Raw genomic sequence first — 15,369 nt, 5'->3', positions numbered from 1 at the left:
TCATCTTGTTTAATTCAGACTATCGTCTTTGCATGCCCGAAGACATACCCGAAGACATGTCCTTAGTCGCGTATTAACACCATTATCAAAAATGCGTCATTGAGAACGCGTAAAACGAAAAAAAGCGGCCTAAGCCGCTTTCGTGTTCGTTGGTTCAAAAAACAAGTCGATGTTAGCTAAGAAGCAAACTGTCATCAGCCAGTTCTTCACCACGCACTTTACTGAACATTTCCAGTAGATCGGGTACACCCATGTTAGCGCGTTTGTCCCCAGCAACATCCAACACAATTTCACCTTGGTGAAGCATGACAGTGCGATCGCCACAGGCAAGAGCATCTTTCATTGAGTGGGTAACCATTAAGGCCGTCAAACCGAACTCGGTGATGACTTTCTTGGTTAAGTCGATGACAAATGCAGCCATGCGTGGATCGAGCGCAGCGGTGTGCTCATCAAGCAGCAACAGCTTACTGTCAGACAGTGTTGCCATGACGAGGCTAACCGCTTGGCGTTGACCGCCAGAGAGCAGGCCGATGCTATCGCTAAGACGATCTTCCAAACCTAATCCGAGAATAGAAATTCGATCTCTAAAGATCTCACGTCGATTCTTTGTCAGTGCTTTATGCCAGCCTCTGTAAGAGCCCCGTTTAAATGCCAGTGCGAGATTTTCTTCGATCGTTAATGAGGCGCACGTACCCGCCAATGGATCTTGAAAAACGCGCGCCGCTAAACTGGCGCGCTGGTGGACTTGTTGCTTGGTTACATCGATGCCATCAATGATGACTTGACCACCAACCATCGGTGTTTCACCGCTGACAGCGCCAAGTAACGTCGATTTACCTGCACCATTTGAACCAATAATGGTGAGAAACTGATTTTTAGGAACGGTGAGTGACACGCTACGAAGCGCACGGTTTTCCAGCACAGTGCCAGGATTAAAAGTGACTTGAATGTCTTTCAGTTCAATCATTTCGCCACCCCAGCATCTTTCATTTTCTTGTTCTTTTGGTATTGTTCGCGCGCTTTTGGCGCAATCAATGCTAGTGCGACCAACAACGCGGTCACCAGATTAAGATCAGACGCTTTCAAACCAAACATGCCAGAGCTTAATGCGAATGCCACGGCAAGACGGTAGAGCACTGAACCTAAGATGACGGCAACAACGGCCACCCATACCTTGCGACCAGGGATCAGGGTTTGACCCAAGATGACAGAGGCGAGGCCAACAACAATGGTACCGACGCCCGACGTGACATCCGCGAAGCTGTTAGTTTGCGCGAATAGCGCCCCTGAAAAGCCGACAAAACCATTTGAAATGGCGAGACCAAAATACGTGTAAAAGGCAGTGCTACCGCCTTGTGCTTTCACCATTCGAGCATTGACGCCTGTGGCACGAAGACCCAAGCCAAAATCACTCGCCAGTAAGCGAATCACAAACAGGGCGCTGAGTAATACAAGAATGAAGACGACCAGCGGGCGAGCATAAACAGGGTCTATACCCATATTCTCAAACGGCGTTAGAATCGTATCGACACCGAGTAGAGCAATGTTCGGACGACCCATGATTCGAATATTGATAGAAAACGCCGCAATCATGGTAAGAATACTGGCGAGCAGGTTCAGAATGCCGCATTTCACGGTAAGAAATGCGGTAATAAGTCCTGTTGCTGCACCAGCGAAAATGGCCGCGAATGTCGCGATCCATGGGTCAATACCGGAAATGATGAGCGTGGCTGCAACAGCAGCTCCCATAGGGAAGCTGCCATCTACAGTCAGATCCGGAAAATCGAGAACCCGAAAGGTAAGATATACGCCTAGTGCGACTAGGCCATAAACCAGACCTACTTCCAGTGTGCCGAAGAAGGCAATTGAGGTCATGTATTGCTCCTACCTATTACTTTTCTACAGAGGTTGCGCGATCAAGCAGCGTTTGAGGAACAGTTATTCCCAATTTCTGTGCCGCTTTCAAGTTAATCACCAGATCAGAACCTACGGCTACCTTGGCTGGCAATGCTGCCACTTCTTTACCATCGAGTAGAGCGGCAACATAGTCAGCGGTTTGAACACCGATTTGGTAGTAGTCAAATCCAAGCGCAGCAACTGCACCGTTAGGAATGTAAGAAGTCGCGCCGCCAATGACGGGCTTTTTCGCTTGGTTTGCTGCGTTAACAAGACCATCAATCGCACTCGCCACTGTATTGTCTGTTGGTGCATAAATGACGTCAGACTTAGAGGCAACAATTTGTGCCGCAGATTGCACGTCAGCACTTCTTAGCGCGGTACCTTCAACAACTTTCAGGCCTTGTTGGTCTGCGGCTTCGCGGAGTAATTCAACCAGTGCGACGGCATTAGATTCGCCCGGGTTATATACCACACCAATGGTTGTCATGTTTGGAAGAAGTTCTTTAGCCAAAGCCACGTGTTGAGCAACGGGAGAAAGATCAGATAAACCAGTGACATTGGCACTTGGTTTCGCCATATCTTTAATCAGTCTTGCGCCAACAGGGTCGGTAACGGCAGTGAATACGACAGGAATAGATTTTGTGGCTGCAACCAATGCTTGAGCTGAAGGTGTGGCAATACCGACGAGAACATCAGGGCTTTCACCTACATACTGGCGAGCGATTTGTACCGCAATAGCAGGGTTGCCTTGAGCGGTTTGGTATGAAAACTCGAGGTTTTCACCGTCAACATAGCCTTTCGCTTTTAGACCATCTAACAGTCCTTGGCGCGTTGCATCAAGAGCAGGGTGTTCCACGATTTGTGAAACGGCGACTTTCGCTGTTTCTGCCGAGACCACAAAAGGTGCAGTAAACAGTGTAGTGGCACAGCAAGCCGATAAAAGTAGTTTGGAAATGTTCATCTCGTTCTCCCTGATAAGTGACAATTGGCAGCACACCAATCTAGCTGTCACGTGTTAATCCATTGTTATATCCAAAATCCCGCGTTAAATCAGTCACTAAAGTTGCAGTCTAAGAGTGATGGTCAATAAAACGTAGTGCTTATATGCGCATATTTACTGTTAAGCCCATGAATAAAATAGAGAAATATACAAAAGCTAAACTATACCCAATAATTTAAAATGTCGAACAATTAACCTTAATTAAACTGATAATGTAGATATATAACTGGTTTTTGGTTGCAGGGTGGTGAATAGCTTGTCACATTGGAGTTTATGTGGATGAGTGGGCTTTTTATGAAAAAGTTTGATCTTTGCAGGTTAACAGCGCAATTTTTACACTGTAAACCGAGTCAACGTATTCGCCCATTTCACAAATTAATTTTAGGCTGATATCACCTTTTGACTTTGAAATGAAAGATCCTGCTCTCATTTACCAACACGCTTTACAGCATTGGTGGAAATATAAGCATGTTTGTGGGGCAAGCCTAAAAGCAACACATTTACTCTGCAATTATCTCTTTCTGCATATACTATTTCTCGCAATAGCCAGTCTCTGCGCCTAACTCAACACTTGTTAGGTGACATTACTACAAATCAATAATATTGAGATTTGGCCAATTGGGGTAATGCGTTAACGAAAATGAGATACGAGATCGTGCGTGTGTCATTGCCCCCTGCATTGGAATAATTCTAGTTTGCTCGGAGGCACAAGGATGAAGCTTTTACTCGCGTTAGCATTGCTATTTTCTAGCAATGTGTTCGCATCTGGCAGTGATGCCAACTATCTCGATTTAACAGACTCATACGTGGGTTATATCTCCCTTCTTATATTTGCAGCTGCTTACACTTTAGTGATGCTGGAAGAACAGCTGCACTTGAGAAAATCAAAACCTGTTTTGCTAGCCGCCGGTTTGATCTGGCTCCTGATCGGCTTTACTTATAGCCATTCTGGGGATATCGAGGTTGCGAAAGCCGCGATCGAACACAACTTATTGGAATACGCAGAGCTGATGCTTTTCCTGCTGGTTGCGATGACCTACATATCGGCCATGGAAGAGAGGCGCTTATTTGATGGCTTAAAAGCTTGGATCCTTGGAAAAGGATATGACCTGCGGCAGTTATTCTGGATTACCGGCATTCTCTCATTCTTTATTTCTCCTATTGCCGATAACCTCACCACTGCGCTTCTCATGTGTACTGTGGTGATGAAAATAGGGGCAGACAACCCGCGCTTTATAAATATTGCTTGTATCAACATTGTTGTTGCTGCCAATGCAGGTGGGGCATTTAGTCCATTTGGCGACATTACAACGCTAATGGTCTGGCAGGCGGGCATTGTGAACTTTACTGAGTTCGGTAGCTTGTTTATTCCATCAGTGGTCAACTATGTGATCCCTGCATTTATCATGTCGTTGTTCATTCCTAAAGAACAACCCAATGTGGTTCAAGAGTTTGTCGACGTTAAGCGAGGTGCTAAGCGTATTGTCGTTTTGTTCTTACTCACGATTGTCACTGCTGTTGGTTTCCATGGCCTTGTTCATTTCCCACCTGTCATCGGCATGATGATGGGTTTAGCTTACTTACAATTCTTTGGATTCTACCTCCGCAAAACCTTGCCTCGTTCTTTGGCAAGAAAGCGAGCAGAAGCGCAAGCTAAACATGATGAAGCAGCACTTAAGCGCTTGGGCTCCGTGGTGCCGTTTGATGTGTTTCGAAGAGTGTCCCATGCGGAGTGGGATACGTTATTGTTTTTCTACGGCGTTGTGATGTGTGTAGGCGGCTTGAGTCTGATTGGCTATTTGAGTCTTGTTTCCAATGTTATGTATTTGGAATGGGACCCAATTTGGGCCAATACCATTGTGGGCTTACTTTCCGCTGTTGTAGACAACATTCCCGTGATGTTTGCGGTGCTAACGATGCAACCTGATATGTCACTTGGCAATTGGTTGTTGGTGACGTTGACGGCGGGTGTTGGTGGTAGCTTGCTATCACTAGGTTCAGCTGCCGGTGTGGCTTTGATGGGGCAGGCGAGAGGCATGTATACCTTCTTCGGTCACCTTAAGTGGGCACCCGTTATTCTGTTAGGTTACGTCGCTTCTATCCTGACGCACCTAGTGATAAACAGCGCTGCTTTTTAGAAAATAGTGAAATAATCAAAGAGCGACCGAATAAGGTCGCTTTTTTGTGTTGAGCTATTGGCAGCAGTTTTGCAAAATAGACCCATTACGAATGGGTAACATATTGGAAATACAATGATCTCGAAATGGGCAGTACGTTTTTATCAAATGGCGGAACTTGTCGGTTCATGGAGTAAAGACCCATCAACACAAGTCGGCGCGGTCATTACCAAAGGTAATCGCATCGTATCAGTGGGCTTTAATGGCTATCCACATGGTATATCGGACAGTGCTGACACCGATGACCGCGAAATGAAACTGCTGAAAACGCTGCATGCAGAAGAGAATGCCATCTTGTTTGCTAAACGTGATTTGTTTGAGTGCGAAATTTGGGTCACGCACTTTCCTTGTCCAAATTGTGCGGCGAAAATTATTCAAACGGGCATGACCAAGGTATTTTGCCCAGAGCAGAGTGAAGATTTTCTGTCTCGATGGGGTGAGAAAATCAAAGTTAGCGCCGAGATGTTCGAACAAGCGGGGGTTGAGGTGAATTGGTTGCCGCTTGCAGAGCTTCCACCTAAACGCGACGTGTGACAGCGAGCGTGATATGGGTATAATCAGCGCCCATATCGAAATAGCAGTAGAATAGGGGTGCGTTATGGCCAGCACTGCACATGCACTTCACATTTTGGTGAAGCATAAAGAACAAGCTGATGACATCATGGCTCAACTCAAGAAAGGCGCAAAATTTCAAACGCTTGCGAAGAAATACTCTACGTGTCCGTCGGGTAAGAAAGGTGGTGATTTGGGTGAGTTTCGACGTGGGCAGATGGTGCCACAGTTTGATAAAATCTGCTTTACCGGAGAAGTATTGACCCCACACCTCGTGAAAACCAAGTTTGGTTGGCACGTTGTGAAGGTACTTTTTCGCACGTAGTTTTCAGTGTCAGAATGGCCAATGCGACCAGGACTGACATTTGGGTAAAAAAAAGAGGTGACAGTGTCACCTCTTTTTTTAGCTACAGTTTTTAACGCTATATAACGAATTACTTGGTGAAAATCTCACGGAATTCACGCTTCATTACTGGCTTCAAACGTGCTTGTTTTAGCTGTTTTGCCAAATCTTTCACACAGTTATGAAGCAGTTTGTCGAGCAAGCCTGCTTTGTAATCTTGTGTTTGCTCGTCAGTCATGTCGTCAAATTTCATGTCCTGGGCTTCAGTCATGAAATCGATACCTGCATAGCTTTGGCTTAGGCTAACCAGCGCATGGAATTGCTCGAAGTTATCAAGAATGTTCTGCGCACTTGCTGGCATTGTATTCCAAGTTTCGCGAACAACGTCTTCTGATGCTTCATGAACAGACGCTAGCATGTTGAATAGCTCAACTGGAACTTTTTCGTATTTGATAACTTGTTGAAGCTCTGCAGATAGATCTTCCAGGTTCACAGTTTCTAGAGTTGGGGTAGCTTGTTCAGACATCTCTTTAATTCCTGATAATGCACAAAACTGCGCATCCTATCTCGCTTGAAGGTGAAGTCAACAGAAGATAGCCAAATCGACTATCGAGTGTCGACGATTAAAGCAATATAACGTGTTAGGCAGATGCTTGAGCCTTTTTAGACTCAGATGAAGACTGAGACTTCGTCGTGTTATCTTCATTCACCACTGTCAGTGATGGCTCATCTTTTAGCTTGTTTTCGCCCATCAAACAGCCACCTTTTTCGATGGTGAGCTGCTCACTTTCGATTTGGCCTTTCATTTTGCCGTTGCCGAGAATATTCACTTCACGCGCAACGCATGAGCCTTCGACGAAACCATTAATAGTGACGTGTTCGGCGTAAATGTCACCTTTAAAATGACCTGTTGAAGAGATGACAACATTGCGGGCACGGATGATAGTACCTTCACCCTGACCATCGAACTGAATGTCACCGTCCAAATCAAACTCGCCAAAAACTCGGCATTGTTTCGCAACCAGTGACATCGACGGCATAGACGCAGCGCTTTTACCAAACAGCCCCATTTTCATCTCCTTAAATCGCTTCCACACCAATGTGAGAGAAGTGACTACTACAAAATTAGAATATTGGTCGGATCTTATATGAATTTCTATTAATGACGTGACAAAAATTTTCGTGATTGAGGCGAAATCACATCGTTGCGACAAACTTGCAGGAGAGTGTTCGGTAATAATGATGATTTTTCCAACGATTGCTCGGGTATCCATGCTCAAAAAGGTAAATTGGTGAAATATCTATCAGTCGTCAGTGCCATTTGCGCGTTTATCGACAGAAGTGATTGATGACCTGTCGGTTGATTGCTATAACCTCGAGTTATAAGGATTTATTCAGAGGCATTACCATGGCGATTGAACTTACTCCCTACGAAGCGCGTGTTATCGGCTGCTTGCTTGAAAAAGAAGTGACAACACCTGAACTTTACCCACTCACACTGAACAGCTTGACCACTGCGGCAAATCAGAAAAGTAATCGTGACCCTGTCTACTCACTGACTGATGCAGAAGTGATGGATACGGTTGAGCAACTGAAAGCGAAACGCATGGTCAGTGACGTGGAAGGTTTTGGTAGCCGAGTGACCAAATATCAACACCGATTCTGCAACACAGAGTTTGGTACCTTGCAGTTTACGGTACAGCAGAAGGGCATTATTTGTGTACTTTTGCTCCGTGGACCACAAACGCCAGGTGAACTTCGTACTCGTACTAACCGCCTGTGTGAATTCTCTGAGATGAAAGACGTGGAATCAGCGCTGGTAACCTTGATTGAAAAAGGGTACGTTGCGCAGCTTCCGCGTGAACCGGGTAAACGAGAAAGCCGATATACTCACCTTTTTGGTTCTGATACACCAGAGACGACAGCGTTTGTTGCTTCCACGGAAGTGGCAGATACTTCACTGACTACACGTGTTGAAGCGTTGGAGCGAGAAGTGGCGGAACTGAAAGCACTGGTCAATGAACTGCTTCAATAAGACGCCGAATAGCGAATTCGTTTAACCCGATGGAATCAATACCTGCCGAGCAAACGCCCGACGATTTTCCTTCTTGGTCTGTTTATCTCATCCGAACACGAGACAACGCGCTCTACTGTGGTGTCACAACCGATGTAGAGCGGCGATTTGGCGAACACCAAAAAAACGGCACGAAAACTGCTAAGTATTTGAGAGGAAAACAACCTCTCACGCTTGCTTGGTCTTATGAAGTAGGGAATAAGCAAAAGGCTATGTCGCTTGAGTGGAAAATAAAGCGGCTGACCAAGAGAGACAAGGAGCGCCTTTGCACAGAAAGCGACCTTATCACGGTCTTATTTAACGACAGCATTTAATCTAGGAAATACCATGGCACTTAAAGCAACGGTGTATAAAGCGTCAATTAACGTAGCAGATATGTCGAGAGGCGTGTACCTCGACCACGCTGTTACGTTGGCGCAGCACCCATCCGAAACGAATAAGCGCATGATGCTTCGTCTTCTTGCGTGGACGTTATATGCGGATGAACGTTTGCAATTTACAAAAGGCCTGAGTGACGAATCAGAACCTGAGCTATGGATCAAAAATTATAGCGACGAGATTGAGCTTTGGGTTGAACTCGGTTTGCCGGATGAAAAGCGCCTGAAGAAAGCCTGTTCGCTGGCGAAAGACGTCGTGTTGTTCACCTACGATGATCACGCAGCGAGAGTGTGGAAAACGCAACTGTTAAACAAGTTGCATCCCTTCAAGAATTTGACCGTGATTAATATCATGGATGAAGTGTTGGATGCGGCGGGGACAAGTTTGTCTCGCAGCATGTCGATTCAGGCAACGATTGAAGATGATCAGGTGTGGTTTTCAATTGGCGATACGGTGGTATCAATCCAACCTGAAATTTGGAAAACTGCAACCAACTAGCCAAAATGCTTTGCATTTTGCAGCTAAAAAAATAGTCATCAAGTCGTTCTGGCTGAAATGCGATGAAGCTGAAAAGATTAAGAAGCCGGGTAGAGACGCCCGGCTCTTTGTTTCTTGAGCACCACCATTAAATCGTCTGCACTCATTGGTTCATAGTAAAAGTGACCTTGAGCGAAATTACAGCCGATATTTCTGAGCAATTCCTGTTGATCGATCGTTTCAACACCTTCCGCAACCACTTTCAATTGTAACAAGTTCGCCATGCTAACTACGGCCTGACATATGACTAAATCATCTTTTGACTGGGGCAGGTCTTTAATGAAACCGCGGTCAATCTTGACGGTGTTGACAGGGAAGTGTTTGAGGTATGCCAACGAAGAGTACCCCGTGCCAAAATCATCAATGGCGAGACTAATGCCAGAGGCGGTCAGTCGATTAAGAATATGCTGGTTACGTTCAAGGTTTTCGATAAACACTTGTTCAGTGAGTTCGATTTGTACTCGAGATGCGGGTATGTCATAGCGGTTCACAGAACGTATCACATAGTCAGCTAAATACCCGTCTTGAAATTCATGACCAGACACATTGATGGCAATACATTTGGGCGCACAGCGCTCATCAAGCATTCTGGAAAACTCTTTCAACGCTGTATCAACAACCCAATGACCCAGGCGTTGCATCAAGCCTGTTTCTTCAGCGGTTTGAATAATGACATCCGTACTGATGGCGACGCCATTTTGAGACTCCCAACGAACTAAAGCTTCTACGCCGACAATCTGACGTGTCCGCAAATCAACTTGAGGTTGAAAATGCAGTTTTAGTTCATCATTATTGATCGCTTGTCGTATAGCTCGCTCAAGCTCTTTTTTACGATTCAGTTGCTCTTGCATGGTCTGGTTGTAAGCCACTACCTTACGGCTTCCTAAAGCTTTCGCTTTGTTCGCGGCAGTGTCGGCGTGGCGAAGCATGTCATCGGCGAGAAGTTCATTGTTGTAACGATAAGCGATACCTATTGCACAAGTTGTCAGAATGTCGTTGTCTTCGATGTAGAATTCTTCTTCCAAGCACATTCGCAGCTGATTGGCTTGCATTTCCGCTTCCAATTGCGACATACCCGCGCAGGCAACCATAAACTGGTCGTTCCTAATTCTTGCCAAAATTGCGTGGGGCGGCAGCACGGATTTGAACCGTTTCGCCGCTTCAAACAACAACTGGTCAGCCACCAGGTGTCCATACATGTCATTGATTTCTTGAAATTTATCGAGGGACACACACATCAATACCATGTCGTGATCTGAACGAAGGTTTCTATTTAAATATTGTTCCATGGCGAATCGATTAGGCAGATGCGTTTGTGGGTCGTGATTAGCGGTAAACTTGAGTTGCGCTTCAGCCTCTCGACGCTGTGTTATTTCTTCTTTAAGCATCGAGACCATGCTGGACTCAGCGCGTCTTCCGATAATATTGACTTCGAGTAGGTATAGAGACATGGCAACCAATGCTGTGACCACAATTCCCGCAATGAAAATCAATATAGGCAGCGAAAAATAGGTGTGCTCTGCCTCTTTGCTTTGCCAAACAGTCAATTGCCATTGACCATTAAGCGCATTGAGTGCAACCGTATTCACCATCGCTCCAGCAGCCGTGGGAAGCTCTCCGATAAATGGTCTGGCTCCATCACTCAACACTAAGTTTTGTCCAGGTCGCAGAAATTCCGCCGCAATGGCTTCAACCATCATCTTGATGTTGTAACTGGCACCGAGATGACCGGCTATTTCACCATCAAACACAACGGGATGAAGCATTTCAATTGCCAATCTACCATTTGGGGCAGGATGAACCGTGGAGGTTGATAGTCTTGACAGCACAGGCATTGCGTTGAGTTTTACTGAACTCGAGGCTTCCCAATTAGCGTTTGTCGGGTAGGGGGTAAAATTGGTTGGCGTTGTCCATTGGACGGTACTTTCTGCGTCAAGCCAGTACACGCCAGCGAAAAAAGGAAATGTTGAGCGAATCCCTGCCGTGGTTCGTTTCCAAACTCGGTCATCAATTTTGCCTTTATTCTGCAAGGTATTTGCAAGCCAAACCAAAAAATAGGCTTCTTTTTGTAGGTTGACTTCGATGGCACGTTGAACTCGATTTATCTCAACGTTAAGCATGTGATTTTTAAGCTCGTGCTGACGTGATTGCGCGCTGTGGTAAAGCGTAAAGGTGAAAATGAGTATCAACGAACAAACAAGCGCAATAGCCGCTAAGGATGACAAGCGAGGAGAGTAGGGTGACTGCTCAGATGTTTGCTCGGTGTGGTACATGGCTGGCTGCAAAAGTCATAACCTTAATTAAGAGTCTATGGTCTCAAAAATAAGTCTATGTCATAACAGTCAAATCGCAACGTAGAGAGCTGAAAAGTCCCTGATTTTAAAGATGCTTAGTGCTATCTGTGATGAAAAAGCGATTGCAAGGCTAAGCGTGATAATTGGATCAATTTGCATATTGTTCAGGAGAGGTCGCAATCGGGAAATGTTGCAATGCTCCATGACCTTGGCCAAGTTCGAGATGACTTGCATTGATAATGGCGAGGGTCAAATAGCGTTTACTGTGTTCTACAGCCTCAGCCATTGACATGCCCTTAGCAAGGCTAGTCGCAATAGCCGAAGACAGGGTACAGCCCGTGCCATGGGTATTGCGTGATTGAATACGTGGTGCTGAAAAGCATTGAATGTAGTGTTGTCCGACCAATTGGTCGGTCGACAATGCTGGGTCGACGCCGTGTCCTCCCTTGATAAGGAGCCATTGGCAGCCTAACTGTTGTCTAGCGAGTTCGTATACATTTTCATTGTGCGATGTCTGTGTGAAATCGTTGAGTTCGATATTGCCTGTTAACGCCATAAACTCTGGGATATTAGGCGTGAGCAGTGTCGCAAGTGGGTATAAATGGGCTTTGCAGTAAGCTATTGCCTCTTCGCAAAGTAATTCTCGTCCACTGGTTGATAGCATGACTGGATCGACAACAACGTTCTTGGCGGCATACATGGTGAGCTTGTCGACAACAACTTTTGCGATATCGACGTTTGCTAGCATTCCAATTTTAACGGCTGCAACATTAAAATCCGCAAAAATTGCGTCAATCTGAGCGGCAACGCTCGCGGGAGAAAGGGGACAAACATCGTAAACACCTTGTGTGTTTTGTGCAGTCACTGCCGTAATAACTGTGCATGCATAGCCGCCATTTGCCGAAATGGTTTTTAGGTCAGCTTGAATACCTGCACCTGCGGAACTGTCTGAACCTGCGATAGAAAGAACAACAGGCGGTGTAAAGTGTTTATGAGCCATAGTCGCTATACATCTTATTTATTATGCATCTTGATAGAAGAGGCAGAAATATCTGCGTTCGACTTTATCACATGTTGCTAGGTGATATATCCGGGCAAAAATTGCAGACATGAAGAAAAATCACTCATTAGTCTCGATTATTTACATATTTATACGTTCCAATTGTCCTATTCTTAGTGTCAACGTGCAGGGATTAAACGGTAGCCTCAGTGGAATGGCTTGAAAAACACAGTAAAGCGCTAATTATAATATTTGTATCGATACTTTTTGCCTACTTTTCTCAGGTTGCCGTTTCAAACTGGCTTGTGCAGAAAAAAATACAGGAAGATGTTTCGGTTCTTTCGCAGCTATACACTGAGCTTTATCGACAAAGCTTCGAACAAATGCGCGCGTTATCTGAGCAATTGCTTTTTCATTGTGACGATGATGATATCGAGCTGATGAGCCAGGCAGGAACAGGTAATATTTTTATTGAATATGTTGATCTTCACCTCAGTGACGGCAGTTCATGTTCAATTTATAACAAAGAAAAAGCGGGGCGCGCGTTAATGGGGTACGCCCCAGAAAATGAAATTGTTTTTTCGGAAGTTTCCCTGATTTTAAGCGAAAGCCAATTTGAAGAAATGCGCCTTCACAGTCAAAAAGGCGTGCTGAGATTCGTTTTTGAGCAGCCGAGAAACTTTCTGTCAAACTGCGACAAATGCCTTTACATGGTCACCAATGTTAATGGCCGAGACATCACACTTTACCAACGCAATGAGCTACCTTACCGTGAAATATTTGATGGGGATCTCGGTAATAATATTGGCGTTAAACTGTTTATTAATGAAGACGGCGTTGAGTATCTCGTTGGTGATTTAGTTAATTTATTCTCCATACTGGTCATATTGTTTGGTGCCTTGATCGCAGTGGGAGTGGAACTGAATCAATCTGATAGAAAAGGGTTAACTGGATTGCTCAATGAAGCGATTGAATCCAATGCCCTGATACCGTTTTATCAGCCGATTGTGCGTCCTGTTGATGGCGGCTATCGTATCGTTGGCGCCGAAGTATTGGTTCGTTGGTTATCGAACACCGGCGAATATATCCCTCCTGATACGTTTATCCCTCTCGCCGAGCAGAATGGCTCAATTGATAAAATCACCGATCAGCTGGTGGACAATGTTTTGCATCATATTAAAACATTGGTATTACCAAAGTATTTTTTCGTCAGCGTTAATGTGTCACCTAGCTATCTCGAAAAAAATGATACGGCGACGAAGTTACTCGACAAAATGGAAGAGCATGGGCTCGATCCTCATTTATTGTCGCTTGAAATCACGGAACGAACTAAATTTGGTGATCTCAATAAAGCTGCGATTTGCATCGAAACGCTTACAGAAAAAGGCATTTCGATAAAGTTGGATGATTGTGGTACGGGGTATGGCGCGTTCTCTTACTTACATATCTTAAACATCGACACCATTAAAATTGACCGAATGTTTGTTGATGGTATTGGTTTGGAGGATTTCAAAAATACCATTTTGGATTCGATATTAGCTTTTTCACGCGAGTCGGGATTGCATGTGGTTGCAGAAGGAATTGAGACCAAAGTGCAAGCCGACTATTTGATACATGCGGGTGTCGAAATGCTTCAAGGTTCTTATTTTGGTGATCCTGTTCCCTTTGACGTATTTAAGAAGAGCTTGGGAGAAGATTCATTAGATGATGATTTCCCTCTCACCATTGAACCTACGCAACCCTAGTCGCTATCCCAGATAGTTGCCCAATCTGTCTAATACCTGTCGCAAATCACGCTCAAATTCATTTGCTTTTGATAAATTGGTCAATAAGATCAATTTGTTATCTTTGAGTGAAAGGCTATTTATCTGACTAGACTTGAAATAACCTAGTGCAAAACGGGTCTATCTCACTAATGGACTATGCACGCGGAAAAGCGGCGGGTATACATACAAATAAACTCTTTTTGGATAAAGCACTCAAAGAGCTGTACGCACAAAATGTAGAGGATGTGTTTTCATGTTTAAATCTTTTTTTCTTGATAGACGTTGGTTTCGGTGGTCTATCTTGGGTACTGCTTTGATCCTATACGTGACTTGGTACAAAGTTCAGATAGATGTGCAAGTCAATGAATGGTTTGGTTCATTTTATAACCTTGTGCAGGAGGCGCTGACCACCCCAAACGCTGTTGAGTTTGAGGAATTTCTAGCGGGCTGTATCGAATTTTTCAATATTGTGTCGATCTATATTGTTATTGCCGTTGCGCTTGAATTCTTTGTTCGTCACTACGTGTTCCGCTGGCGTACAGCGATGAACGACTATTACATGCGTCATTGGAGCAAAATCCACCACATTGAAGGTGCTTCTCAGCGTGTTCAGGAAGACACCATGCGTTTTGCTCGTATCGTAGAAGGGTTGGGCGTGAGCTTCATGCGCTCAATCATGACATTGATAGCATTTTTGCCCATCCTTTGGACCTTAAGTGAGAGCGTCACTGAGTTACCTTGGATAGGAAAGGTGGATCATTCACTGGTCTATTTGGCTATCCTGTCTGCAATTTTTGGCACTGTTTTGTTGGCTGTGGTTGGAATCAAGCTTCCGGGTTTGGAATTCAAAAACCAAAAAGTAGAAGCAGCGTATCGAAAAGAATTGGTGCTTGGTGAAGATCATGAATCTCGCGCTGAACCTGAAACAGTAAAAGAACTCTTTGTTAACGTCCGTCGAAATTACTTCAATCTCTATCGTCACTACCTTTATTTTGATGTCGCCAAGTGGTCGTACATTCAGTATACCGTGATCATGCCGTATATCTTTATGGGGCCAACGATTGTCTCTGGCGCAATCACCTTAGGGGTGTTGCAACAGATCCTGCGCGCATTTGGTAAGGTGGAAGAATCGTTTCAATTCTTGGTGCACTCGTGGAGTACCATTGTCGAACTGATGTCCATTTACAAGCGACTTAAAGCGTTTGAAGTACAGATAGAATCGGCCATTACCGCAGAAAAAGCAGCGGTGACCGATTAGTAAATTACTGAATTATCAATAAGTACGAGGCGCACCATCATTTTTTGTGATGGTGCGCCTTTTTGTTACCTATACACCAAAATAAATTCGT

The 15,369-nt window shown here is 44.8% G+C and carries 15 protein-coding genes; 8 read left to right on the top strand and 7 right to left on the bottom strand.

The window, feature by feature from the left end:
* Positions 1-172: 172 nt before the first annotated feature.
* From ACED36_RS00585 to ACED36_RS00575, 3 genes are read right to left on the bottom strand one after another with little or no spacing between them, the layout of a single operon-like run.
* The gene (locus ACED36_RS00585) at positions 173-967 is read right to left on the bottom strand and encodes an ABC transporter ATP-binding protein (protein ID WP_016958675.1); all 795 of its coding nucleotides are present in this window, start codon (positions 965-967) and stop codon (positions 173-175) included.
* Positions 964-1,875 carry an ABC transporter permease gene (locus tag ACED36_RS00580; RefSeq protein ID WP_016958676.1) on the bottom strand — a complete coding sequence of 304 codons (912 nt, stop codon included), beginning with the start codon at positions 1,873-1,875 and terminating at the stop codon, positions 964-966. Before ACED36_RS00580 ends, ACED36_RS00585 begins: the two co-directional genes overlap by 4 nt.
* Before the next feature lie 16 nt (positions 1,876-1,891).
* Positions 1,892-2,860, bottom strand: coding sequence for an ABC transporter substrate binding protein (locus tag ACED36_RS00575; protein WP_016958677.1), 969 nt, complete (start codon positions 2,858-2,860; stop codon positions 1,892-1,894).
* A 752-nt stretch (positions 2,861-3,612) separates the two neighbouring features.
* Between ACED36_RS00575 and nhaD the strand changes: the two genes are divergently transcribed.
* The 3 genes from nhaD (at position 3,613) to ACED36_RS00560 (ending at position 5,953) form a co-directional block, all read left to right on the top strand.
* Positions 3,613-5,037 carry a sodium:proton antiporter NhaD gene (gene nhaD, locus ACED36_RS00570; protein WP_016958678.1) on the top strand — a complete coding sequence of 475 codons (1,425 nt, stop codon included), beginning with the start codon at positions 3,613-3,615 and terminating at the stop codon, positions 5,035-5,037.
* Positions 5,038-5,151: 114 nt separating this feature from the next.
* Positions 5,152-5,610, top strand: coding sequence for a dCMP deaminase family protein (locus ACED36_RS00565; RefSeq protein WP_016958679.1), 459 nt, complete (start codon positions 5,152-5,154; stop codon positions 5,608-5,610).
* 64 nt (positions 5,611-5,674) lie between these two features.
* On the top strand, positions 5,675-5,953 hold the full coding sequence (locus tag ACED36_RS00560; RefSeq protein ID WP_016958680.1) for a peptidylprolyl isomerase: 279 nt from the start codon (positions 5,675-5,677) through the stop codon (positions 5,951-5,953).
* Between the two features lie 109 nt (positions 5,954-6,062).
* Here ACED36_RS00560 and ACED36_RS00555 read toward each other — a convergent pair whose 3' ends face one another.
* Both ACED36_RS00555 and ACED36_RS00550 read right to left on the bottom strand, forming a co-directional pair.
* On the bottom strand, positions 6,063-6,497 hold the full coding sequence (locus ACED36_RS00555) for a DUF3069 domain-containing protein (protein WP_016958681.1): 435 nt from the start codon (positions 6,495-6,497) through the stop codon (positions 6,063-6,065).
* Positions 6,498-6,612: 115 nt separating this feature from the next.
* The gene (locus ACED36_RS00550; protein ID WP_371732556.1) at positions 6,613-7,041 is read right to left on the bottom strand and encodes a polymer-forming cytoskeletal protein; all 429 of its coding nucleotides are present in this window, start codon (positions 7,039-7,041) and stop codon (positions 6,613-6,615) included.
* A gap of 338 nt (positions 7,042-7,379) precedes the next feature.
* Here ACED36_RS00550 and ACED36_RS00545 point away from each other — a divergent pair, with 338 nt between their 5' ends.
* The 3 genes from ACED36_RS00545 to ACED36_RS00535 are packed head-to-tail and all read left to right on the top strand — an operon-like array spanning position 7,380 to position 8,921.
* Positions 7,380-8,006, top strand: coding sequence for a YceH family protein (locus ACED36_RS00545; RefSeq protein ID WP_371732555.1), 627 nt, complete (start codon positions 7,380-7,382; stop codon positions 8,004-8,006).
* Between the two features lie 29 nt (positions 8,007-8,035).
* On the top strand, positions 8,036-8,359 hold the full coding sequence (locus tag ACED36_RS00540; RefSeq protein WP_016958684.1) for a GIY-YIG nuclease family protein: 324 nt from the start codon (positions 8,036-8,038) through the stop codon (positions 8,357-8,359).
* A gap of 13 nt (positions 8,360-8,372) precedes the next feature.
* Positions 8,373-8,921: a YaeQ family protein gene (locus ACED36_RS00535; protein ID WP_371732554.1), complete on the top strand. Its 549-nt coding sequence runs from the start codon at positions 8,373-8,375 to the stop codon at positions 8,919-8,921.
* Positions 8,922-8,998: 77 nt separating this feature from the next.
* Here ACED36_RS00535 and ACED36_RS00530 read toward each other — a convergent pair whose 3' ends face one another.
* Together ACED36_RS00530 and thiD are read right to left on the bottom strand one after the other, a co-directional pair.
* On the bottom strand, positions 8,999-11,245 hold the full coding sequence (locus ACED36_RS00530; protein ID WP_017003473.1) for a bifunctional diguanylate cyclase/phosphodiesterase: 2,247 nt from the start codon (positions 11,243-11,245) through the stop codon (positions 8,999-9,001).
* A gap of 157 nt (positions 11,246-11,402) precedes the next feature.
* Positions 11,403-12,254: a bifunctional hydroxymethylpyrimidine kinase/phosphomethylpyrimidine kinase gene (gene thiD / locus ACED36_RS00525; RefSeq protein ID WP_371732553.1), complete on the bottom strand. Its 852-nt coding sequence runs from the start codon at positions 12,252-12,254 to the stop codon at positions 11,403-11,405.
* A gap of 209 nt (positions 12,255-12,463) precedes the next feature.
* Between thiD and ACED36_RS00520 the strand changes: the two genes are divergently transcribed.
* Entirely contained in the window at positions 12,464-13,999 is a 1,536-nt protein-coding gene (locus ACED36_RS00520; RefSeq protein ID WP_016958688.1) for an EAL domain-containing protein, read from the top strand.
* A 274-nt stretch (positions 14,000-14,273) separates the two neighbouring features.
* Entirely contained in the window at positions 14,274-15,278 is a 1,005-nt protein-coding gene (sbmA, locus tag ACED36_RS00515) for a peptide antibiotic transporter SbmA (RefSeq protein WP_016958689.1), read from the top strand.
* Positions 15,279-15,369: the final 91 nt, after the last annotated feature.

It is taken from the genome of Enterovibrio sp. FF113, from assembly GCF_041439165.1.
Taxonomy (GTDB): domain Bacteria; phylum Pseudomonadota; class Gammaproteobacteria; order Enterobacterales; family Vibrionaceae; genus Enterovibrio; species Enterovibrio norvegicus_A.
The sequence above is the reverse complement of the archived record's forward strand: the minus strand, read 5'-3'. Positions and strand labels throughout refer to the sequence as shown.